We start from the raw sequence: 502 nt of genomic DNA, 5'->3' as shown, positions 1-502 counted from the left end.
GCGGGCGCCGGCGCGGGCTCTGACGTGTTATCTCCGGCGATAGCGAGCGTGTCGACGACATAATCGCCTTGCGGAACCAGATCGATCTCGAGGGGCGCGAGCACGACGGGAGGCGGCTTGATGACCGCCAGCGCCGATAGGGCGAGGAGATGCGCGGCGAAGGAGACGCCCGTCAGCGACAGGCGCGTGCGTCCCGGCAGCAGCGCGAAACTCATGGCCGCGGCGCCGGCGCGCCGGGCGCGGCCTTGTCGATCTTGGCCGCCTTGCTCTTCCCCGCCGGGCCGGTGAGGATCGCAAGCCGGGTCAGGCCTTGAGCCGCCAGCACGTCCATCAAGCCGATGACATCGCCATAAGCCGCATCGCGGTCGGCGCGCAGGTGGATAGGCGGCGTCCGGTCGTCGCCGAGTTTCGCCTCGACCGCTTCGACGATCTGCTCCAGGCGATAGCTCTGGCCGTCCAGTTCGATCTTGCCGTCCTTGCCATAGGTGAGCACGACCGGCGG

Annotated in this window: 2 protein-coding genes; both read right to left on the bottom strand. The window is 69.1% G+C overall.

Translation table 11 applies throughout. From position 1 onward, the window contains the following. The coding region (locus CKO23_RS25255; protein ID WP_200336356.1) for a hypothetical protein at positions 1 to 215 on the bottom strand (215 nt) is incomplete at its 3' end. Then, positions 212 to 502, bottom strand: a 291-nt coding sequence (locus CKO23_RS25250; protein WP_200336355.1) for an ExbD/TolR family protein, incomplete at its 5' end; no start/stop codon positions are given. The genes CKO23_RS25250 and CKO23_RS25255, both read right to left, overlap by 4 nt.

Source organism: Thiocystis violacea, assembly GCF_016583565.1.
Classification (GTDB): Bacteria; Pseudomonadota; Gammaproteobacteria; order Chromatiales; family Chromatiaceae; genus Thiorhodococcus; species Thiorhodococcus violaceus_A.
This window is presented reverse-complemented; position numbering and strand designations above follow the sequence as displayed.